16 protein-coding genes are annotated in these 22,336 nt (G+C 72.1%); 9 read left to right on the top strand and 7 right to left on the bottom strand.

Annotation, left to right across the window (positions count from 1 at the left end; translation table 11 throughout):
• Nucleotides 1–111 precede the first annotated feature (111 nt).
• A complete protein-coding gene (locus EV372_RS12625) occupies nt 112–3,132 on the bottom strand; it encodes a glycoside hydrolase family 3 protein (protein ID WP_130396161.1) in 3,021 nt (1,006 codons plus the stop codon).
• A gap of 199 nt (nt 3,133–3,331) precedes the next feature.
• Here EV372_RS12625 and EV372_RS12620 point away from each other — a divergent pair, with 199 nt between their 5' ends.
• Genes EV372_RS12620 through EV372_RS12610 form a run of 3 tightly spaced genes read left to right on the top strand, consistent with a single transcriptional unit; the run spans nt 3,332 to nt 6,934 of the window.
• Nucleotides 3,332–4,990, top strand: a complete 1,659-nt coding sequence (locus tag EV372_RS12620; protein ID WP_130396160.1) for an extracellular solute-binding protein — start codon at nt 3,332–3,334, stop codon at nt 4,988–4,990.
• Nucleotides 4,983–6,023, top strand: coding sequence for an ABC transporter permease (locus tag EV372_RS12615; protein ID WP_130396159.1), 1,041 nt, complete (start codon nt 4,983–4,985; stop codon nt 6,021–6,023). The genes EV372_RS12620 and EV372_RS12615 overlap by 8 nt, the downstream gene beginning before the upstream one ends.
• Nucleotides 6,020–6,934, top strand: a complete 915-nt coding sequence (locus tag EV372_RS12610; RefSeq protein WP_130396158.1) for a carbohydrate ABC transporter permease — start codon at nt 6,020–6,022, stop codon at nt 6,932–6,934. The genes EV372_RS12615 and EV372_RS12610 overlap by 4 nt, the downstream gene beginning before the upstream one ends.
• A gap of 193 nt (nt 6,935–7,127) precedes the next feature.
• Here the strand turns inward: EV372_RS12610 and EV372_RS12605 are convergent, their stop codons facing one another.
• The gene (locus tag EV372_RS12605) at nt 7,128–9,836 is read right to left on the bottom strand and encodes a cellulose binding domain-containing protein (RefSeq protein WP_130396157.1); all 2,709 of its coding nucleotides are present in this window, start codon (nt 9,834–9,836) and stop codon (nt 7,128–7,130) included.
• 95 nt (nt 9,837–9,931) lie between these two features.
• Entirely contained in the window at nt 9,932–12,274 is a 2,343-nt protein-coding gene (locus tag EV372_RS12600) for a glycosyl hydrolase family 95 catalytic domain-containing protein (protein WP_130396156.1), read from the bottom strand.
• An 85-nt stretch (nt 12,275–12,359) separates the two neighbouring features.
• On the opposite strand from EV372_RS12600, the gene EV372_RS12595 reads away from it, so the two are divergent.
• From EV372_RS12595 to EV372_RS12585, 3 genes are all read left to right on the top strand, one after another.
• Nucleotides 12,360–14,363: a beta-galactosidase gene (locus EV372_RS12595; protein WP_130396155.1), complete on the top strand. Its 2,004-nt coding sequence runs from the start codon at nt 12,360–12,362 to the stop codon at nt 14,361–14,363.
• Nucleotides 14,364–14,418: 55 nt separating this feature from the next.
• Entirely contained in the window at nt 14,419–15,576 is a 1,158-nt protein-coding gene (gene xylA, locus EV372_RS12590; protein ID WP_130396154.1) for a xylose isomerase, read from the top strand.
• 154 nt (nt 15,577–15,730) lie between these two features.
• Nucleotides 15,731–16,333 carry a hemerythrin domain-containing protein gene (locus EV372_RS12585; RefSeq protein ID WP_486483974.1) on the top strand — a complete coding sequence of 201 codons (603 nt, stop codon included), beginning with the start codon at nt 15,731–15,733 and terminating at the stop codon, nt 16,331–16,333.
• A gap of 321 nt (nt 16,334–16,654) precedes the next feature.
• Here EV372_RS12585 and EV372_RS12580 read toward each other — a convergent pair whose 3' ends face one another.
• From EV372_RS12580 to EV372_RS12565, 4 genes are all read right to left on the bottom strand, one after another.
• Nucleotides 16,655–17,638 (bottom strand): LacI family DNA-binding transcriptional regulator, encoded by a 984-nt coding sequence (locus EV372_RS12580; RefSeq protein WP_130396152.1) that lies wholly within the window; start codon nt 17,636–17,638, stop codon nt 16,655–16,657.
• A gap of 134 nt (nt 17,639–17,772) precedes the next feature.
• Nucleotides 17,773–18,444, bottom strand: coding sequence for a hypothetical protein (locus EV372_RS12575; protein WP_130396151.1), 672 nt, complete (start codon nt 18,442–18,444; stop codon nt 17,773–17,775).
• A gap of 437 nt (nt 18,445–18,881) precedes the next feature.
• Nucleotides 18,882–19,367: an HIT family protein gene (locus tag EV372_RS12570; protein WP_130396150.1), complete on the bottom strand. Its 486-nt coding sequence runs from the start codon at nt 19,365–19,367 to the stop codon at nt 18,882–18,884.
• Nucleotides 19,364–20,470, bottom strand: a complete 1,107-nt coding sequence (locus EV372_RS12565) for a HesA/MoeB/ThiF family protein (RefSeq protein ID WP_130396149.1) — start codon at nt 20,468–20,470, stop codon at nt 19,364–19,366. The genes EV372_RS12570 and EV372_RS12565 overlap by 4 nt, the downstream gene beginning before the upstream one ends.
• A 173-nt stretch (nt 20,471–20,643) precedes the next feature.
• On the opposite strand from EV372_RS12565, the gene EV372_RS12560 reads away from it, so the two are divergent.
• From EV372_RS12560 to EV372_RS12550, 3 genes are read left to right on the top strand one after another with little or no spacing between them, the layout of a single operon-like run.
• Entirely contained in the window at nt 20,644–20,844 is a 201-nt protein-coding gene (locus EV372_RS12560; RefSeq protein WP_130396148.1) for a hypothetical protein, read from the top strand.
• Nucleotide 20,845: 1 nt separating this feature from the next.
• Nucleotides 20,846–21,376: a DUF6879 family protein gene (locus EV372_RS12555; protein WP_130396147.1), complete on the top strand. Its 531-nt coding sequence runs from the start codon at nt 20,846–20,848 to the stop codon at nt 21,374–21,376.
• Entirely contained in the window at nt 21,373–22,230 is an 858-nt protein-coding gene (locus tag EV372_RS12550; RefSeq protein WP_130396146.1) for a helix-turn-helix domain-containing protein, read from the top strand. Before EV372_RS12555 ends, EV372_RS12550 begins: the two co-directional genes overlap by 4 nt.
• The last annotated feature ends 106 nt before the right edge of the window (nt 22,231–22,336 follow it).

Raw genomic sequence — 22,336 nt, 5'->3', positions numbered from 1 at the left:
CCGTCCGGGTGTCCGGACGAGCCGCCCCCGGCTCACTGTCGGTCACGCCCTTCCCGGGTCTGCCCCGGCTCGGGCTCGGTACCGGTCGGACCGTGTCCGGCCCCCTGCGGCTCAGTCCGCCTCCGGTGCCGGGGCGCCGCCGGTCAGGACCAGGTCGGCCACCGCCGTACCCGGCCGGTCGAAGACCAGGTACAGGTCACGGACCCCCCCGGCTCCCCCCGCGTCGTCGAAGGCCGCGCCGACCTCGGTGAAGTCGTAGCCGTCCTTGCCCGCCGGGACGTCGGCCACCGCGGCGGTCGGCCCGTCCTCGGGGTCGTCCAGGCGGACGCGGACCGTGCAGGCGTGTTCGGCGTTCACCGTGAGGCGGCACCCGGTGACCCCGGCGCCGAGGTCCACGTCGCGGAAGGCCGCCCACGCGCCGCCCTCCCGGGAGCGCACCGCGTCGCCCCGCTCGGGGGTGAGCGGGCACAGGGACGTGCCCCGGGCGTCGTCGTAGCCCGCGGCCGACCACGGCGTGCGCGCGTCGCGGGGCGGGATGGCCTCCCCCGGCACGTCCAGGGCCGCGGTGGCGCGGATGTCGGTCGCCGAGCGCCCGACCAGCACCTGGCGCGGCGCGTCCTCCACCACGAAGCGGTCGCGGGTGGTGTCCCACAGCGCGAGCCGTTCCACGTCGAAGGAGACCGTGGCGAGCGCGCCGCGGCCCGGCTCCACGCGCACCCGGGCGAACCCGCGCAGCGCGCGCAGCGGGGTCCGCACCCGCGAGGCCAGCTGGCGGGTGTAGACCTGCACCACCTCGTCGGCGGGCCGCGTGCCCGTGTTGGCGACCATGACGGTGACGGTGACCCGGCCGCCGTCCACCCGGACCACCGGGGCCGCGTACTCCACCGACGTGTAGCCGAGGCCGTGCCCGAAGGGGTAGAGCGGCTCGCCCTCGAAGTACAGGTAGGTGCCGCGCGCGCCGACGATGTCGTAGTCGAGCATCCCGGGCAGGTCGTCGGCGGAGCGGTACCAGGTCTGCGGAAGCCGCCCGGAGGGCTCGGCGTCGCCGAAGAGCACGTCCGCGAGCGCGTGGCCGTACTCCTGACCGCCGTGCGCCGACCACAGGACGGCCGGGACGTGCTCGTCGGCCCAGGTGATCCCGAACGGGCAGCCGCTGCTGAGCACCAGGACCGTGGCGGGGTTGGCCGCGCGCACGGCGCGCAGCACCCGCTCCTGGGCGGCGGGCAGGTCCAGGTCGGTCCGGTCCTCGGTCTCGCGCCCGTTGACCATGGGGTGGTCGCCCAGGACGACGACCGCGACGTCGGCGGCGGAGGCCACCCGCGCGGCCTCCTCGGCTCCCGTGCCGAGCCCGTCCACGATGAACAGGTCCTCCTCCCCGGCTCCGGCCAGGCGCAGGGTCCCGTCGTGCGGATCCGAGGTGACACCGCGACCGCTGCGCACGTGGACGAGGGTGTGCAGGCCCTTGTACTCCTCCAGACGGAAGGTCTGGGTGACCTCCCAGGTGCCGGGCCCCGGCGCGGTGAAGGCCAGGACGTCTCCGGGCCCCGCGTCGAGGTACCTCCCCGTCCGCGCCGAACGCAGGGCGCAGGCGCCGCCGCCCCAGTCCAGGAGGTCGAAGTCCGCGCCCTCGACCACGTCCTCCCCGGTCCGCGCGTCCGCGCCCCGATGGCCGCCGCAGGCGCCGTGGGACTCCAGCCGGGCAGGGCCCCCGTCGCCGGGGTCCACGACGAGCCCGTGTCCGGACGTACGCAGCCGGATCCGGTCCACGCCCTCGCAGAACACCGTCTCCACCCGCTCGGCGATCCCGGCGCGCGCGGTGACGGCGTAGGGCAGCGTCCCGCTGTACCAGTCCTCCAGCACGGTGTCGCCGAGCTGGCCGACGACGGCGACCCGGCGCACGTCGCGCAGCGGGAGCGTGCCCTCGTTGCGGAGCAGGACGATCGAGCGGGTGGCCGCCTCCCGGGCCAGCGCCCGGTGCTCGGGGGTGTCGAAGGCCCCAGCGGGCCCAGCGGCCCCCGCAGCCCCGGTGCCGCCCCCGGCCTCGCCTGTGTCCCCGTCCCCGCTCTTCCCCACGGCGCCACCGACCCCGGTGTCCCCCGCGCCCCCGTCCCGGATCTCACCGTTCGGGCCGTCCCCGGCCAGCAGGTCCCCGCCCGCTCCGGCGATCCCGCCCATGACGGGGTCGAACTCGCCCAGCCGGATCCGGACCGAGAGCACGTTGCGCGCGGCGCGGTCGATGTCGGCCTCGGTGAGCAGCCCCCGGCGCAGCGCCTCGCGCACGTGCCCGAGGGTGGCCTCGGTGCGGTCGTCGTCCTGGGTGAAGCTGTCGAGACCGGCCCGGATCGCGTGCGCGTAGGCCGTGGGCAGGTCGGGGTGGAAGTGCTGCGTCTCCACGAGGTTGGCGGGCGCGTAGGCGTCGCTGACCACCAGCAGGCGGTCGGGCGCGGCCGGGCGCAGCACGTCGCCGATCAGCGGGCTCAGGTGCGCGGGCCGCCCGTTGACCAGGTTGTAGGAGGGCATGACGGCCACGGCCGCCCCCTCGGCCAGGGCGGGCAGGAAGGCCTGGAGCTCGTACTCGCGCAGGACCCTCGGCGGCAGGTCGCTGGAGGTCTCGCAGCGGCCCTCCTCGTTGTTGTAGGCGAGGAAGTGCTTGAGGGTGGGCGCGAGGCGCAGCGTGTCGCCGTCACCGGCCAGCCCCCGGGCGTAGGCGGCGGCCAGGAGCCCGGTCAGCCACGCGTCCTCGGAGTAGCCCTCCTCGTTGCGGCCCCAGCGGGGGTCGCGCAGCGGGTTGACCACGGGCGCCCAGACGTTGGGCGACGCGCCCGCGCCCCTGCGTGCGAGCACCTCGTCGCCGACGGCCCGGCCGACGAGGCGGAGCAGGCCGGGGTCCCAGGTGCTGGCCAGGCCGACGGCCTGCGGGTAGACGGTGGCCGGTCCGAGCCAGGCCAGTCCGTGCAGCGCCTCGGTCCCGGTCCGGAAGGGGCCCACACCCAGGCGCTCGACGGGCGCCTGGTGCTGGTGGAGCAGGCCGATCCGCTCCTCCGGAGTGAGGCGGGCGAGCAGGTCGTCCACGCGCCGTTCGGTCGGCAGGGCGGGGTCCCGGTACGGCGGCAGGTGCGGCTGGAGGGTCATGGGGGGTGTTCGCCTCTCGTGCGCGAGGGTATTGTCCTTCGAAATCGAACCGCTTCGACTTCGATACCTGAAGACCTTGTGTGCCACATCACAGTGGAGTAATTTGTTTGTCTAAACGGCCAACTAATTCATAGCAAAATGGCCCTTCGTTTCCTACCCCCCTGGGCTCCCCGGCCTGCTCAACCGAAGGAACGACGCTATGCGCACCACCCCCCTGCGCCCGCCCCCCAGCCGACGCCGCTTCCTCGGCCTGGTGGGCGCCTCCACCGCCGCGGCGCTCACCGCCGGAACGCTCGCCGGCTGCGGCTCGGAGTCGTCCAGCGGCGGAGGGTCCGCCTCCTCCGCCAGCTCGCTGGACGACCTGATCCCCACGCACATCCCGTTCCAGGGGGTCACCCCCGACATCCCGGGACAGCACGGCGCCCCGGACGGGTTCACCGCCTACCCGCGGGAGTTCGTCCAGGCCGTGGCCGAGGCCCCCGGCAGGGGCGGGAGCTACACCGCGATGACCCCGCTGTGGGGGCCGATCCCGCCCGGCCTGGGCGCCAACTCCTTCTTCGAGTACGTCAACGGGCGCCTGGGCGCCACGGTGGAGTTCAACTTCCAGGACGGCAACTCGGTCATCGACAAGATGAACGCGGTGATCGCCGGGCGCGACGTCGCCGACATCACGATGATCCCCGACTGGGTCATCAACCTGATCCCGCAGTTCAACCGGGCCGTCGGCGAGCTGTTCGAGGACCTGACGCCGCACCTGGCCGGCGACGCGGCGCAGGCCTACCCCCTGCTGGCCAACCTGGACAGCGACGCCTGGCGCTGGAACGTCTTCAACCAGCAGCTGCACGGGGTGCCCTGGCCCGCCGAGCCCTTCGGCAACTGGGTCCTGTACCGGCGCGACCTCCTGGAGGAGTACGGCCTGGAGGCCCCGACCAGCCCCGACGACCTGTTCGCGATCGGCGAGGAGGTCAACGACCCGGACAACAACCGCTGGGCCTTCGGCGACTTCAACCTCACCATGCGCCAGGTCTTCGGCGCGCCCAAGCAGTGGCGCTACGCGGGCGGCGAGCTCATCCACATGTTCGAGACCGAGGAGTGGAGGGCCAGCATCGAGTACATGCGCAGGGTGTTCGACGCGGGGCTCGTCCACCCCGACATCGTCGCCCTGGGGGACAACTCCAAGGAGCTGCTCAACTCCGGGCAGATCCTCTTCAACCAGGACGGCATCGGCGCCTGGCACGAGGCCTACATGCAGATGCTCGGCGACAACCCCGACTTCCGCCTGGACCTGATGCCGGCCTTCGGCAACGGCGGCGCCGACCCGGTGATGCACCGCAGCGACCCCTCCGCCCAGTCCGTGTTCGTGCGCAAGGGCATGGAGCCGGAGCAGGTCGAGGAGATCCTCGGCATCATCAACTACTGCGCCGCTCCGTTCGGCACGCGGGAGTACATGGACTACCGCTACGGCGAGGCGGGCGCGCACCACGAGCTCAACGACGACGGGGCCCCGCAGCTCACCGACACGGGCAACGCCGAGGTCAACGACGGCTACTACTTCATCAGCGGACGCCCCCAGGCGATCACCGAGAGCCAGTACCCGGACTTCGTGCAGTGGAAGTGCGACTGGTACAACCACGCCGCCCAGTTCACCGAGGACGATCCGTTCGCGGGCATCCGCATCCAGCGCCCCGAGCGCTTCTCGGGGGCCGAGACCCCGATGACCGACAGGGTCAACGACATCATCCGGGGCCGCGAGGACCTCAGCGCCCTGGACCAGGCCGTCGCGGACTGGCGCCGCGACGGCGGCGACGAGGGCCGCGAGTTCTACATGCGGGTCCTCCAGGAGCACGGCCGTGACTGAGCGGACCATGACCAAGGGCGGACCGCCCTCCCCGGCCGACGCGTCCCGCGGACGCGGGGGCCGGGGGCGGCCCCCCGCCGTCCCGGACCGCCGGGGCGGGCCCGCGTCCCCGGGGCGCAGGCGGGTCCCGTTCGGGGCGAGGCTGCGCCGCGACTGGCAGCTGCTGCTGATGACGGTCCCGGCGATCGGCCTGCTGGCGGTGTTCCACTACACGCCGACCCTCGGCAACATCATCGCCTTCCAGGACTACAACCCCTGGGACGGGGTGTGGGGCAGCCCGTGGGTGGGACTGGCGCACTTCGAGCGGCTGTTCACCGACCCCCGCTTCTGGTCCGCGGCGGGCAACACGCTGGTCATCGCCGCCGTCCAGCTGGTGTTCTTCTTCCCCATCCCGATCGCGCTGGCCATCCTGCTGGACAGCGTGCTCAGCCCCAGGCTGCGGATGGTGCTCCAGAGCATCGTGTACATGCCGCACTTCTTCTCGTGGGTCCTGGTCGTCACCCTGTTCCAGCAGATCCTGGGCGGCGCCGGACTGTTCTCGCAGATCCTGCGGCAGAACGGGTACGCGCCGCTGGAGGTCATGTCCAATCCTGACGCGTTCCTGTTCGTGGTCACCTCCCAGATGATCTGGAAGGACGCCGGGTGGGGCACGATCATCTTCCTGGCGGCGCTGGCGGCCGTGAACCAGAACCTCTACGAGTCCGCGGCCGTGGACGGCGCCGGGCGCTGGCGGCGGATGTGGCACATCACCCTGCCGGGCCTGCGCCCGGTGATCATCCTGCTGCTCATCCTCAAGATCGGCGACATCCTCAACGTCGGCTTCGAGCAGTTCTACCTCCAGCGCGACGCGTTCGGATCGGGCGTGTCGGAGGTGCTGGACACCTTCATCTACCACCAGACCCTGGTGACGGGGAACTTCAGCGCGGGAGCGGTCGCGGGCCTGGTCAAGGGCGTGGTCGGACTGGTCCTCATCGTTCTGGCCAACAAGCTGGCCCACAAGATGGGTGAGAACGGAATCTACCGACGAGCATGAGCACACTGTTCAAGGACCGCCCTGTGTGGGCGGAGCGCCCGAGCCTTCCCGCACGCGCCGCGAAGAACACCACCCTGGCCGTGATCGCGGTCGTCATCCTCTTCCCGCTCTACGTCGTGATCCTGACCAGCCTGTCCCCCGCCTCGGCGGTGAACAGCGCGGGCGGCCTGGTGCTGGTCCCGCAGGGGATCTCCTTCCAGGCCTACGCCGACCTGTTCAGCGGCGGCGTGGTGACCCGGGCCGTGCTGGTCAGCCTGGGCGTCACGGCCGTGGGGACGCTGGTCAGCCTGGTGGCGACCGTCCTGGCCGCCTACGGGCTGTCCCAGCCCGGGTCGCTGTGGCACCGGCCGCTGCTGTTCGCGGTGCTGCTGACCTTCCTGTTCGCGCCCGGGATGATCCCGCTGTACCTGCTGGTGAGCAACGTCGGCCTGATCGACAGCTACTGGTCGCTGATCCTGCCGACGGCGGTGAACGCGTTCAACCTGGTGGTGATGCGGGCGTTCTTCATGAACCTGCCCCAGGAGATCGGCGACAGCGCCCGGGTGGACGGGGCGAGCGAGTGGACCATCATGACCCGGCTGGTCCTGCCCATGTCCAAGGGGGTCACCGCGGTCGTCGGCCTGTTCTACGCGGTGGGCTACTGGAACGCCTTCTTCAACGCCATCCTCTACATCAACGACAACGCCAAGTGGCCGCTCCAGCTGGTGCTGCGCCAGTACGTACAGCAGGGCCAGCAGCTCAGTTCGAGTTCGGTGATCGGCGACGCGATGCAGGGCGGCACCGCCTCGGCGCCCAACCTGGCCATCCAGATGGCCATCGTGGTGGTGGCCCTCGTGCCGGTCACGTTCGTCTACCCGCTGGTCCAGAAGCACTTCACCAAGGGCGTCATCATCGGCGCCGTGAAGGGGTAGCGCCGCCTCAGGTCCGCCCGCGCCCCCGGGGTTCTCCCTCCTCCTGGAACCCCGGGGGCGCGGGTGTGTCCGGGTTCCGTGACGGCTCCGGCGGCCCCGGGGAGGTCCGTCCGCCGGTCCCCGTCCGGGCACGGCGAAGGGCCGAAAACCGCCCCCGCGGCTCCCGGCCCCGCCGTGTCGGTGTGTCAGGGCGTCAGCCGCAGGCCTCCCCGTCGAGGGTGAGCCCGGTCGGCTGCGCGGGCTCGCCGTCGACGGTCCCGTTGAAGCCGACCGTCACCGAGCTGCCCGGGGCGATCCGGGCGTTCCACCCGGCGTCGGTGACCCGCACGGACGCGCCGTTCTGGGTGTGCGCGCCGTTCCAGAGGCTCGTGACCTCCTCACCGGCCGTGAACTCCCAGCCGACCTCCCAGCCCTCCAGGGCCTCGTCGCCGTCGTTGGTGATCGTCACCCCGGCCTGGAACCCGCCGCTCCAGGTGTTGGTGACGGTGTACTCGACCGCGCAGTCCCCGGGCTCGGGGTCCGGGGACGGCTCCGGGGTGGGCTCGGGGTCCGGCGAGGGCTCGGGGTCGCCGCCCCCGCCCGCCAGGTCGCCGTAGACGATCCCCCGGCCGTTGGTGCCGACGTAGACCCGGCCGTAGACGTTGGGGTCGCCGGTGATGGTCGCCCCCGTCCAGGCCCACTGGTGCTGGTCGTCGTTGATCCGCACCCAGCTCTCACCCGCGTCGTCGGAGCGGAAGATCCCGCGCACGCCGTCGATCCTGGAGCTGGTGTACACCGCCGGGTAGTCCGAGCCCGGCGCGGGCGCGCCGAAGCCGACCGCGTCGCCCTCGTCCACGGCCCCGATCCGCTCGAAGGAGACTCCGGCGTCCGTGCTCCGCCACATGCCGTAGTGGTCACCGGCGCCTCCGGCGACCCACACGTCACCGGTGTGGCCGGGCACCGCGCCGAAGCGGATGTTGCCCTCGGCCGGGAGCCCGTCGAAGCCCGCCGTGAAGGTGGCCCCGCCGTCGGTGCTGGTGTAGAAGGTGCCGCCGGAGACGGCGTAGAACACGTCCGGGTCCACCCGGTCGGCCTCCACCCTCGCGCCCGCCGGAACGCCGGTGGAGGCGGTCCACGACGAGCCCAGGGTGGTGGAGACGTGGACGCCGGTGCCGTCGGGGCTCCACACGACGGACGAGCCGTCCGCGTTCACCGCGACCGTGCCGCCGCCGGTCACGCCGCCGGGCTCCTGCCCGGCCCACCAGCTCTCGCCGCCGTCGGTGGACAGGCCGATGGCGGCCTCCTCGTCGCTTCCGCCGACCCGCGCGATGGTCGCGGGCCGGAGTTCGGCGAAGTCCAGGCTGGTCCCGTGGCCCCAGTAGGGCTGCTGGTACATCTGCTCGGGGACGGTGTCCAGGTCCTGGTGGGTGAAGCCGCCGACGTCGAGCAGGGCCGAGTGCAGGGGCGCGCCCTCGGGCGGGCTGATCAGGTCGTTGACGGCCGTCTCCTCCAGGCCGTGCGCCCTGACGCCGATGTCGAAGGTGGTGTCCGCGTCCCAGTTGGTGAGGTTGTCGCTGCCGTAGATCGTGGCGCCCGTGCCGTACATGAAGCGGTCGGAGTCGAACGGGTCGATCGCCATCGCCTGGGTCATCCAGCCGAGCTTGGGCTGGGTCTCCGGAGGCGTCCCGGTGCCGCCGAAGTCCAGCCAGGGGGCTCCGGAGATGTCCATCTCGTAGCGCGCGGTGCGCTCGGGGTAGGCGCCCCAGTCCCACGCCTGGGTCCAGGTCCGGCCGCGGTCGGTGCTGCGGTAGATCTGGATGTCGGGCCACCAGGAGATCTGGGTGGCGACCATCAGCGTGTCCGGGTCCTGCCGGTCGATGGTCAGGCCGCCGTAGCCGAAGTAGTTGTCCTCGGAGTCGGAGGGGACGGGGCTGATGTTGCTCCACTCCCCCGTCTCCAGGTCCAGGCGCCACACGTCGCCGGAGTCGCCGTCGTAGGGGCCCGGGGTGCTGGTGGTGGCCATGTAGAGCTGGCCGCCCTCGTGGTCCACGACCGAGTGCGCGGGCAGGTGCCCCGTGGGCGCGCCGGGGACGGGCTCCCAGGTCTGTCCGCCGTCCTGACTGCGGTAGACCGGGTCGTCCAGGTCGGCGACACCGACGTAGACGTCCTGGGTGACCGAGCCCTCGGACCCGGTCCTGGGGTCGAAGTCCACCCAGGTCACGCCGGTGATGTCGGACATCATGCCGGACTCGTCGCCCGGGTCCTGGACGTAGTCGCCGGGGTTGGGGAAGGCCTCCACCTCGGCCCAGGTGGCGCCGTGGTCGGTGCTGCGCCACAGGCCGTTGCCGCCGCTCGCGCCGAAGTAGACGACGCTGTTGTCGTTGGGGTCCACGGCCAGGCGCTCGCCGAGGCCGCGGCCGGGCATGTTGCCGCCGAGCTTGAAGGGCAGCTCGGCGACGTCCCAGGTCCGGCCGCGGTCGTCGGAGCTGAGGATGGCCCCGTTGTTGGGGTCCCAGCCGTTGGTGTAGGTGCCCACGGCCGCGTACACGCGGTCGGGGTCCACGGGGTCGGTGGCGATGCTGACGACGCCCGTGTAGCCCCACTCGTCCCAGCCGACCCAGTCGAGCAGGGGGATCCAGCGTTCGGTGTCGGGGTTCCACCGGTAGGCGCCGCCGATGTCGGTGCGGGCGTAGGCCAGGCCCGGTTCGGTCTCGCTGAAGACGATGCCGGGGACGAAGCCGCCCCCGACGATCTCGACGTTGTCCCACTCGTAGGCGGCCTGCGCCGCGGTCGGCTCGGCGGGAGCGGCCCCGGCCGCGGTGGTGGCGACGACGGTGGAGGCGGCCAGTGCGGTGGCCGCCGCGACGGCGAGCGCCGGTAGGCCCCGCCCGCGTCTGGGGGGCCGGTGCTGTTCGGGAGGCATGTGCGGGCTCCTTGGGGGAATCTGGGGGGGTACGCCCGTCCCGGGAAATCCGGTCCCGGGGCGGACGCGAATTCCCCATTAGTCTGGATAGCCGACTAACCCCCGGCAAGGGGTGTTGCGCGGGAATTTTCGAAGCGCTTCGACTCCTCCTCGGTAACCGCGGAGAATTGCAGGGACACCGTCCGGTCCGGTACCAGGTCCACCTTGCGCCGCTCCCCTCCCGGAAGCGCCACCACCGTCTCGCGGGGCTCGACGGCCCGCAGCCGCGCGCGGGCCCGGCCTCCTGACCATTCCAGGAGTTCCACGACGACCCCGCCCCGGGCCCGCAGCCCCTCCACCCGGCCCGAGGCCCACTCCCGGGGCAGGGCGGGCAGCAGGTCCAGGCGCCCCTCGGCGGACCGGGCCAGCATCGCCGCCGCCACGGCCGGGAACCCGCCGCCGATGTCCACGTTGAACAGGCTGCCCCGGTTGTGCGTGGGCACCAGGGTGGGGCGCCAGTAGCGAGTGGCCAGCAGGGACAGGGTCTCGTGCGCCTCGGCGGCCAGGCCCAGGTTGGCCGCGGCCAACCCCAGCTGGACCAGGCCGAAGGCCATCTCGTCGGACTCCTGCCCGCGCCACCACGCCAGGCGGGCGCGCACGGCGGCGACCGCCGCCGCGCGCAGCCGGGGCGAGGCCAGGGCGGGGTCGGTCTCGTACCAGAGCGGGTACAGGTGGGAGGCGTGCCGGTGCGCGTGCCGCTCGGTCTGCCCGACCGGCCCGGCCGGGCCCGCCCACTCGGCGAGTTCGCCGCCCGGGGCGACCCGGTAGCCGGGCAGCCGCGCCCCCAGCCGGGCCCAGCGGCGGGAGCCGGGAACGCCGAGCACGCGGTGCGCCCGCAGCAGGTTGCGCACCAGGTCGCGCACGGCCGCGACGTCCATGGTGGCGTTGACGGCGGCCTGGCCGTCGCCGTCCCCGGGGGTGTTCTCCGGCGAGTAGGAGGGGGAGAAGCCCTCCTCGGTGAGGAAGTCCTCGTGGAACTCCGCGGCGGCGGTGAGGAAGGGCAGGGCGCGATCGCGCAGGAACGCGCGGTCGCGGGTGTGGGAGTAGTGGTCCCAGTACAGGCGGGACGCCCACGCCGCGCCCGCGGTCCAGCAGGTCAGGCACCACTCGGGGCCGAAGTGGTTGTGCCTGCCGGAGGTGGAGGCGTGCGCGGGCAGCAGGATCCCCCGGCAGCCGTAGAGCCTCCGCGCGTTGTCGGCCAGGTCGTCGGCCATGCCGTCGAGGAGGTCGAACAGGCCGGTCATCAGCTCGGGCGTGCCCGTGGTGTGCAGGGCCGCGAGGGCGGAGGGCAGGTTGCCGTCGAAGGTGTACCCCGACCGCCACGGGGGGTCGTAGGTGCCGCTCCACACCCCCTGGAGGGTGGGCGGCAGGTCGCCGCAGCTGGAGATGATCGCGTACCGCCCGGCGTCGACCAGGCGGGCGACCAGGTCGGGGGTGGACCCCGCCGCCAGGAGGTCCTCGCCGAGCGCGTCGGGGCCGCCGGGCGCCCCGCCGGGAGTGCCGGACGCGTCGGGACTGCCGGGGGCCCCGCCGGGAGCGCCGGAGCCGTGGCGGTCCCCGCCCAGCTCCAGCCGGAAGCGGGACATGAGGTCGCCGTGCACCGCCCGGTGGCGTTCGAGCGCCCCGGCGAAGTCCTCCGGGATCCCGGCGGACGCGGCGAACCCGTCCACCCGCACGCGCGCCACCAGCCGCAGCCGCCGGACGCCCCGCAGGTCCAACCCCTCACCGTCGGCGCCGACCCGACCGCCCTCGGCGCTGACGGCGCAGGTCACCGTGTACCCGGACAGGCCGCCGGGCGGGCGCTCGGGGAAGTCCGCCCGCAGGGTCAGCAGGCCGGGGGCCGCCTCGCGGACCACCGCCACCGGGACCGGCGGCGCCTCCTCCAGCGCGGTGAGCCGCAGCGTTCCGTCCAGGCCGCGGGGCGAGGCGAGCTCGACGACCACGGCGTCGTCGGGGCGGGAGGTGAAGACCCGGTGCACGGTTCCGTCCGGCAGCTCCTCCGCGACCAGTCCCGAGTCCAGGTCGCACGTGCGCGTGACCGGGCCCGGCCGGGGTCCGCGCGGGGCGAACGAGAGCACGGCGGCCCCCACCAGCGGGTCGATCCACCGGGTGTCGGCGTAGCCCGGGTGCTCCCGCGCCGCGAACTCCGTGATCCGCCCGGCGGCCTCCCGGGAGCGGCCCCGGCGCAGCAGCTCCCTCAGTTCGGGCAGCAGGGAGGCGGTCGCGGGGGCGGGCAGGGGCTCCGTGACCGGCAGGAACAGCCGCTCGTGGCCCAGCGTGAGGCGGACGCGCTCCGCCGTCGAGTGCACGAGCGCCCCCTGGCGCCCGTTGCCGGTGACCAGCGCGTCCTCCCAGTTCCCGACCGGATGGCGGGTGCGGACCCGTCGTGCTGCGGACATGCGCTCTCCTCGTGTGGGGGGTGTCGCCCGGAAGGGTTTTCGCCCTACTTTGTTGGCGCACACACCAAACCAGAAGGAGTTCCCCATGTCCTCTCCGCTGTGGTTCGGCGGCGACTACAACCCCGAGCAGTGGCCGGAGGAGGTCCAGGCGGAGGACGTGGAGCTGATGCGCCGCGCCGGGGTCAACCTCGTGACGGTCGGCGTCTTCTCCTGGGCGCTCCTGGAGCCGAAGGAGGGCGAGTACCGGTTCGAGTGGCTGGACCGGGTGCTGGACCGGCTCGCCGACGCCGGGATCGGGGTCGCGCTGGCCACCCCGACCGCCTCTCCCCCGCCGTGGTTCGGGCTCGCCCACCCCGACGCGATGCCGGTGACCGCGGACGGGACCCGGCTCACCCACGGCAGCCGCGACACCTACGACGTGTGCTCCCCCGCCTACCGGGAGGCCTCGGTGCGCATCGCCCGCGCGCTGGCGGAGCGCTACTCCGGGCATCCGGCGCTGCGCCTGTGGCACGTGCACAACGAGTACGGGACGTGGTCGCACTCCGAGCACACCGCCGGGGCCTTCCGCGACTGGCTGCGGGGCCGCCACGTGGACCTGGACCGGCTCAACGCGGCGTGGACCACGGCGTTCTGGAGCCAGCACTACTCGGAGTGGGAGCAGGTCCAGCCGCCGCGCGCGACCCAGTACCTGCCCAACCCGGCGCACGTGCTGGACTTCCGGCGGTTCCTGTCGGACGCGATGCTCGACCACTTCCTGTCCCAGCGCGACGTGCTGCGCGCGGTCCGGCCGGACGTGCCGGTCACGACCAACCTGGCCTTCGGCGACTGGGTGCCGGTGGACCCGTGGCGGTGGGCCGAGCACCTGGACCTGGTGGCCGTGGACGACTACCCGGACCGGACGGGACAGGGCGGGGCGGAGCAGACCGCCTTCGCCGCCGACCTGGCCCGCTCGTGGGCGGAGCGCGTGCCCGGCCCGGGTCGGCCGTGGCTCCTGATGGAACAGGCGGCGGGGGTGACCTACACGGGCGAGGCCACCCGTCCCAAGGCCCCCGGGGAGACGGCGCGGCACAGCCTGGCGCACGTGGCGCGCGGGTCGCGGGGCGCGATGTTCTTCCAGTGGCGGGCGTCCCGGGGCGGCGCCGAGCAGTGGCACTCGGGGATGGTGCCGCACGCCGGGCCGGACTCGCGGATCTTCCGCGAGGTGTGCGAACTGGGGAGCGTGCTGCCCCGCGTGGCGGAGGCGCGCGACGCCGACGTGGTCGCCGACGCGGCGCTCACCTGGGACCCCGAGTGCTGGTGGGCGCTGGGCAGCCCGTCGCTGCCCGCGCGGGGCGTGGACTATCTGGAGGCGGCGCGCCAGGTGCACCGGGTGCTGTGGCGGTCGGGGCGCACGGTGGACATGGTGCGCCCCGACCGCGACCTGCCGCGGGTGCCGCTGCTGGTGGTGCCCGCCCTGTACCTGCTCTCGGACGAGGGGGCCGAGCGGCTGGCCCGCTACACCGAGGACGGCGGAACTCTGGTGGTGACCTTCCTGAGCGGGGCCGCCGACCCGGACGGGACCGTGCGCACCGGCGGGTACCCGGGCGCGCTGCGGGACCTGCTGGGAGTGCGGGTGGAGGAGATGCACCCGCTGCCGCCCGGGGAGTCGGTGGGCGTGGACCTGGGTTCGGTGCGCGAGGAGGCCACCCTGTGGAGCGAGCACGTCCACCTGGCGGGGGCCGAGGCGGTGGCCCACTACGCGGGCGGGCCGCTGGACGGGCTGCCCGCGGTGACGCGGCGGCGCCACGGCGCGGGCGAGGCCTGGTACCTGTCGGCCCGGCTGTCGGACCGGGGCCTGGCGCGGCTGCTGGCCGAGGCGGCGGGGACGGGGCCGTTCCCGGAGCCGGGGCTGGAGGTGGTGCGCCGGGTGGACCGGGACGGCGCGTGGGTGTTCGTCACCAACCACGACGACCGGCCCCGGTGGATCGACCCGGCCCGGTTCGGGCTGGACGCGGGCGCCCGCGACCTGGTGTCGGGCGTTTCGGCACAGGGGATGACCCTGCCGGGCGGCGGGGTGGCGGTGCTGCGCGGCCACCCCGTTGACAATTAGTTGTGACTCTAGACAAACTATTCCGGAGTCCTGCGCCTACCTCAGGAGACACGACATGAGCAGCTACCAGCCCGTGCCCGCGGACAGGTTCACCTTCGGTCTGTGGACCGTGGGGTGGCGCGGGGTGAACACCTTCGGCGACCCCGTCCGCCCCGCGCTCGACCCGGTGGACGCCGTGCGCCGCCTCGCCGACCTCGGCGCGCACGGGATCACCTTCCACGACGACGACCTCATCCCGCCCGGCAGCTCCGACACCGAGCGCGAGGACATCCTCAAGCGGTTCCGCGCGGCCCTGGACGAGACCGGGCTCAAGGTGCCGATGGCGACCACCAACCTGTTCTCGGACCCGGTCTTCCGCGACGGCGGGTTCACCTCCAACAGCCGCGACGTGCGCCGTTACGCCATCCGCAAGGTCATCCGCAACATCGAGCTGGCCGTGTCGCTGGGCGCCGAGACCTACGTGTGCTGGGGCGGCATGGACGGCGCCGAGACCGAGGCGGGCAAGAACGACCACGCCGCCCTGGACCGGCTGCGCGAGGCCTTCGACATCCTGTGCGGCTACGTGCGCGAGCAGGGCCACGACCTGCGCTTCGCCCTGGAGCCCAAGCCCAACGAGCCGCGCGGCGACATCCTGCTGCCCACGGTGGGGCACGCCCTGGCCTTCATCAACGAGCTGGAGCACCCCGAGATGGTGGGGGTCAACCCGGAGGTCGGCCACGAGCAGATGGCCGGGCTGAACTTCGCGCACGGCGTCGCGCAGGCCCTGTGGGCGGGCAAGCTCTTCCACATCGACCTCAACGGCCAGCGCGGGATCAAGTACGACCAGGACCTGCGCTTCGGCTCGGGCGACGTCAAGGAGGCGTTCTTCCTGGTGGACCTGCTGGAGAGCGCGGGCTACGACGGCCCGCTGCACTTCGACTTCAAGACGCCGCGCACCGAGGACATGAGCGGCGTGTGGGAGTCGGCCGCGGCCTGCATGCGCAACTACCTCATCCTCAAGGAGAAGGCCAGGGCGTTCCGCGCCGATCCCGAGGTGGTGGAGGCGCTCGCGGCATCGCGCGTGCCCGAGCTGTCCCAGTCCACGCTGGGCGAGGGCGAGTCCCTGTCCGACCTGCTGGCCGAGGAGATCGACCTGGCCGAGGTCGGTGGGCGGGGTTACCACTTCGAGCGGCTGGACCAGCTCGCCATGGAGCACCTGTTCGGCCTGCGCTGACCTTCCGTTCCCGGATCCGGGCCGTGTTCCGCGCGAGGCGCGGGGCGCGGCCCCGGCTGTTTCCGGGGTCGGGGCGGCGGCCGAGGCGGACCGGGTGGGGTCGGGGCTGACCGGTCGGCGCCGTGTCTGGACAGCGGGCCCGTGGGTAGTGGCGGTGGTCGGAAGCACCACCACCGAAGCGGAGGAGAACATGGCCGAGGACGCCGTCACCCTGATCCTGAAGGACCACCGGACGATGGAGGAGCTGTTCGACCGGCTCCAGTCCGAGCCCGACCAGCGGCCGCGCCTGCTGGAGGAGATCGAGGCGATCCTCACCGCGCACAGCCGCGCCGAGGAGGACGAGGTGTACCCGGCCGCCGCCAAGGCCGCTGGCGAAGGACCGGAGGTCCGCCACGGCACGGAGGAGCACCAGGAGGCCGAGGAGCTGCTCCGGAAGCTGAAGGACTGCGACCCGAAGAGCAAGGAGTTCGACAAGCGCTGCAAGGAGTTCGTCGACGCGGTCAAGCACCACGTCGAGGAGGAGGAGAGCGACGTCCTGCCCGGCCTCAAGGAGGCCGTGAGCCAGAAGCGGGCCGAGGAGCTGGGCAGGGCGTTCTGGGAGCGGCGTGAGCAGGAGCTCAAGCGCTTCGGCCTCGGGGGCGGGGTGCCCAAGCAGCGCGAACTCTACGAGGAGGCCAAGGAGCTGGACGTCGAGAACCGCTCCAAGATGAACAAGGAGGAGCTGGCCGAGGCCGTGCAGAAGGCCCGGCGCGGCTGAGTTCCCCTTGGGGCGCCCCTCGGGGCGCGGGACGTGGAACGGCCCCGCAGGGCAGCTGCCCTGCGGGGCCGTCACGTACACCGGAACGGTGCGGCGGTCGCCTCACGGCGCGGTGCACAACACGGCTCCTGCCGCCCTTGCGGGCGCGGTATTCCGTGAAGGCTTTGAGTGGAGCCCGGGGGACACTTTCTACCGCACCTTCCGGCACCCCCTACAACGGGAGGGTGGGGGTGGGTATTCCACGACCCGGGGACACTTTTTCCGGTGTCCCCCGCCACACTCCCTGTTCGGGCGTGGCCCACGGTCGAGTGTGGAGCACGGTCAGGCGCGCGGGGCGGTGCTCTCCCGGGAGGTGAGCCGGGGTTCGAGCAGGGTCACCCCGGGGTTCCCGGGACCGTCGATCTTGTCCATGAGCAGGCCGACCGCGCGGGCCCCGACCTCCTCGGCAGGCAGGTCCACCGAGGTCAGCGGCGGGGCGCCGGGCGGGACCGGGCCGATCGCGACCACGGACAGCTCGGGCGGGACGCGGCCGTGCTCGGCGAAGGATTCGAGCAGCGGACCGACAGAGGGCTCGTTGTGCACGATGAGGCCGGTGAGGCCGGGCCGCTCGCGGAGCAGGTCCTCCGCGAGGCCGTGCGCGGTGTCGGGGGAGCACGGGTGCAGGGTGGCGCGGACACCGCGCTCGGCGGCGGCGCGTTCGAAGCCGGTGGTGGTGCGCTCGGCGAACCCGGTGCGCCGTTCGTACACCGAGGGAGGCTGGCCGACGAAGGCGAGGTCGGTGTGGCCGAGGTCGGCGAGGTGGTGCACGCAGGCAGCACCGGCGGCGGCGAAGTCGAGGTCCACGCAGGTCAGGCCCTCGGTGTCCTCGGGGACGCCGATGAGGACCGAGGGCAGGTCCAGTTCGCGCAGGACGGGGACGCGGGCGTCGTCGGCCTCCACGTCCATGACGATGACGCCGTCCACCATGGCGCTGCCCGAGACCCGGCGCAGGCCGTCGGGGCCCTCGCCCTGGGTGAGCAGGAGGACGTCGTGGTCGTGCGCGCGGGCGGCGGTGACCACGGAGACGGCGAAGCGCATCGCGACGGGGACGTGGACGTCGCCGCGGAGCGGGATGACCAGGGCGATCACGTTGCTGCGGCGGCTGGCCAGGGAGCGGGCGCCCGCGTGCGGCTGGTAGCCGAGGGCGTCGATGCTCTCCCTCACGCGCCGCCGGGTGGTCTCGGAGATCGACCGCTTGCCGCTGAGGACGTAGGAGACCGTGCTCGGCGACACGCCAGCGTGCCGGGCCACATCGGAGATCCGCACCGTGCCGTCCCGTCCGTTATCGAACCGATTCGATGCGCTGTTGCGCACCGTGTTGTCCCGGCGCGGAGCCGATGGGCGCCGCCGGGCGAGGAGCGGTCACGGAGCGTGGGGGTGAGGGGGAAGGGGCACCGTGGTCAGTCCTCGCGTCCGAGCGTACCGGAGGAGCCCGCGGCGGCGAGGTCGTAGGTCTCACGGAACTGGCGGACCATGCGCTGACGGCGCACGGAGAGCGGGACGAAGGTCGCGATCATGACCACCAGCGCTCCCGCCAGGAACAGGTTGACCAGGGCGAACGGAGTTCCGTTGGCGTACTGGAGCAGGGCGTTGGCGACGTTGGGCACGACGAGGACACAGCCGAACACCAGCATGAACTTCGGGGAGCGGGACGTGTCGCTCTGGTCGGCGAGGATGCGCCCGAGCCGGTTCGTCTCGGGATCCGGGTGGAGGGTGCCCCGGATGATCTGCCAGTTCGCGGCCCAGACCTTGGCCGGGTCGGCGTCCACAGGCAGCGGCCTGCCCTTGACCATGCGTCGCATCATCCACGTGCCGACGAGACCGCCGAGCGCTGCGACGACCAGTGCCCCGACCAGAGTGCCTGCCGCGATCACGGGGAGCAGCCCGCCGAAGCCCTCGGCCACCAACAGGGGGCCGAACAGCAGGGAGGCGAAGAAGACACTGAAGACGCCGACACCCAGGGCCGTACGGAGACCGAACTGACGCGGGTTGTTCTGGGCGTAGATGGTGAGTCGGCCCATGAGGGTGCCGAACCGCCCTGGGGCACGGGGGATGTCGCGGTTCCTGTTCATACCGGCGAACTACCCCCGGGCGCGCCGCGCACATGGGACCAACGACCCGAAGGGCGCGCGGCGGGCCGGGGCGTCCCGGAGTCGACAGCGAGCATCGGTTCGGGGCCCGGCGCGGCCGTCACACCTTCCCGGCACCGGCCGTCCACGTCCCGGGCAATCGACGGCCCCAGAAAACCCTTCGAGCGCGTCATCGTTTCCGCGCGCCGGGAGCAATCTCGCGCAAGAGCGTTGGCTGGGCCCTCAGCACCGGCTTTCATGGTTGTCGCGGGCCATTGGGCCACCCGGGACGCCCACAGCCCGCGAACGAACCCCCGCAACGAGGAGGAGGCCCGCTGTGAACGACGACGGCAACAACTAGGGCAACAGCACCACGACGGCGGGGCGGCTCTCCAAGGGCCGCCCCGCTCACGTGCGCGTTGAGTGCACGACCGTTGGGTTCAGAGAGCGGCCTTCCGAACGCGTTCGGCCACGGCCGCGAGCCAAGCGTCGTCGGCGCGGGTGTGGTCGTGCGAGGACAGGTAGCCCTGGTAGCGGTCGAAGTAGCCCTCGATCGGTGAGGCCACCTCGCGCCAGTCCTCACCCGCGTTGCCCGCGGTGCCATGCATGGGGAAGAGCTTGGCGTGGGCGTGGTCCACCCCGTAGCCCTCGTACATGATCCCGGTGCGCGCCACGTCGGGGAAGGCCGCGTCCAGGCGGCGGGCGACCTCGCGTGCGGCCAGGTGCAGGGCCGCGTACTCCGACGATTCCAGATCGACCACGCAACTGGTGCGGTGGGCCTTGGGGATCACCACCGAGAACCCCTCGGTGTTGGGGAAGATCGACAGGAACGCCAGGTGGTCGTCGTCCTCCCAGATCCGGTGCGCGGGTGCGTCCCTGGACACGATCCGGCAGAAGACGCAGTTCGCGTCGCGGTCGGCGTTCATCGGACTCCTTCGAGAGACGAGGGCAGAGTGGCCTCGGAGCAGGTGGCACAGTCGGGGTCGCGCTCCGCCGCCTGCTGGTCGAGGGCCAGATCGTGCGACCACACCCCCACACGGCGGTTCAGCGAGGCCGGTGTGCCGAACCCGCCCAGGTGGCGCAGCACGTCCAGCGCGGCCAGGGAGGAGGCCAGCATGTTGACAGGGCCGTTGGAGGGCGCCTGGTAGCGCCCGTTGACGCGTGCGACGAGGGCGGCCAGCCCAGCGTCGTCCTCGGGAGGGCGCGCGGTCAGCGGTCGGCAGTCCCAGCATCCGGTCACCCCCGGCACCACCAGCGGTCCCCACACCGCGATGTCGTTGACGTAGCAGGCGTTCAGCCAGGCCGTTCCCGTTGCGACGCAGTGGGCGTTGATCGTCCCCGTGAGACCGGGCGAGTCCGCCGAGACCACGAGGAGATCGCACGCGGGCAGGTGGACCAGGTCAGCCGAGTCCGCCATCCCGCGCACGACCGGCCGGACCCGGCACGAGGAGTTCCGCCGTCCCAACTCCCGGGCGAGCACCTCCGCCTTGGACAGACCGATGTCGGCCTCGGTGAACAGGAACTGGCGGGTCAGATTGCTCAGTTCCACGTGGTCACCGTCCACGAGGGTCAACTCCCCTACCCCGGCCGTGGCCAGGGTGACCGCGACCAGGCTGCCGATGCCGCCGCAACCGAGCAGGACGACATGGGCCTGGGACAGGCGCCGCTGTACCCGTTCGGCGTCGGTGCCGGAGAGTTCGTAGAACAGCGCGTGCCTGCTGTAACGGTCGGCGCGGTCGTAGGTGTGGGCGGGGATCAGGCAGTTGCCGTGTTCGAGCAGCAGCATCGCCGCCTCGGCAGAGGCGGGGTCGGTGCCGCAGGAGGAGCGTAGGTGGTCCGAGGCCTCCTGCCGGGTTCGCGGTTCGCGGAAGTGGTCGGCCAGGTGCAACAGCGGCTCCCACAGCGTCCGGTCGTGTACGGGTTGGCGTATCGAACCGAAACCGAGGAACAGGGTCGCGTCCTGGACCCCGACGCGAACGTAGGGGGCGAGTACGCGCGGAGGATCGTGGTGGACAGCGTCAGGGGACATGGCCGGTACCGCCTTGGCAGCCGAGGAGAACGGGGACAGCACGAACGTAGGCAGGCAGGGGTACGCGGGGTGCGGGGATTGCGCGAGATTGCGTCCACGAGATACGCCAACACCTGCTCCGGCTGCCCTCGGCCCGGGATACTCGTAGCGCACCCCCTGAACCGAGGAGGACCATGAAGCTCCGGAAACTCGGCACGACCTCACACGGTGGAAACTGTCCCACGCTGTACGAGACCGACAGCGGAAGCATCGTCGTCCAGGGCTACCGGCTCACCGACCCCGAGGCACTCTCCCAACTCGCGGACGTGTTGCCCGACGAGGAGTTCGTCGTGGTGCCCCGCGAACTCCTGACCCGATTCTCACCGAAGGGGTAACGTGTCCGATCTCGTTTCCGGAGAGGGGTTCAATGACCTCTTCCGGCAGTATCGCCATACCGCCTGGCGTCTGGAAACCCGTACCTTCTACGGAGTCCTGCACGAGAACGAGCCCTTTCAGCGGTGGTTGGTCGGGGACGACACCGACATTGAGTGGTTCAAGCCCTGGTTGAAGATGATGCGCGCCGAACTAGCCACCGGCAAGCGCATGGAGCGGGTCCGGCTCATCGACGACCCGCCTTCCGACTACCTGCGTTGGGAGCTGTGGGGCACCCCCTACAACCTCGGTGTCGGTGAGGACATCCGTTACCTGCCGCGTACCCATCCGATTGTGGCGGAACTCCCCGACCACGACTTCTGGGTGTTCGATAGCCGTACGGTAGCCCGACTGGAGTTCGACGAACAGGGCAGAGTCCTCGGTGCCTCGTTGAGTGAGGACCTCACTCAGGTACTCACCGCCCTACAGGCGCGCGACGCCGCATGGCACCATGCACTGACGTTCACTCAGTACATGGCGACAAGGGCGGAATGACCGACTACCAGACAGCCCGGGTCTCCCTCGGTGTCCGCCTGCGCGAACTCCGGGACGAGGCCGGGCTGTCCGGTCGTGAACTGGCTTTTCGAGCCGGTTGGCACCCCTCCAAGGTGTCGCGTCTGGAACGCGGCAACCAGACCGCTATGGCTGAGGACCTGCGCCGCTGGGCGCGGCTGTGCGGGCGCGACGACGCCGCCGAGGGGCTCGTCGCGCAACTGGGCACACTGGAAACCCACTACACGAGTTGGCGTCGCAGGCTTTCAGCGGGAAACCAGGCGCGACAGCAGAACGCCGTCGACTTGGAGAGCCGCACGCGTAAGTTGTACGTCTTCGAGTCGGTGTGCGTCCCCGGGCTTCTACAGACGCCCGGTTACGCCCGTGCCATGATCTCAAGAGCCGTGGAACTCCACGGAACTCCGACCGACGTGGAAGAAGGCGTGCGCAAACGGATGGAACGCCGCGCCATCCTGAATGCACATGACAAGCAGTTGCAGATCCTGCTGTGGGAGCCGATTCTGCGCACACGGCAGGCGTCTCCGAAGGTGCAGGTGGAACAACTCGACCACCTGGCAGAGTGCATTCGCCGTGGCCCCGAGGGCATCGGGGTCATTCCATTGGCGACACAACTGATGGCTTCGCCCATGCACGGATTCTGGCTCTACGACGACAACCGCGTGATCGTGGAAACCATCGGGGCCGAACTGTGCCTGACCGACGACGACGCGGTCGAGCCCTATCGGCGCGCCTTCTCGGCCCTCTCGCGTTCCGCTGTGCGGGGCCGCGCGGCCCTCGAACTGGTGAAGCGCGCCCGTAACGCACTCACCGGGCATGAGCACCCCGACGCGCAATGAGGTGTGGTGGCCCGTACTGAGTTCCCTGACGATCCGAACACCACCGGCCCCCAACAGCCTGGTGGTCGCTGCCGGTGCGGCCGTCCTGGACGATCGGGGCCGCCCG

This window comes from Nocardiopsis sp. CNZ308, assembly GCF_004217075.1.
Note: the sequence above shows the minus strand (reverse complement) of the source record. Positions and strands in the feature narration are given on the sequence as shown.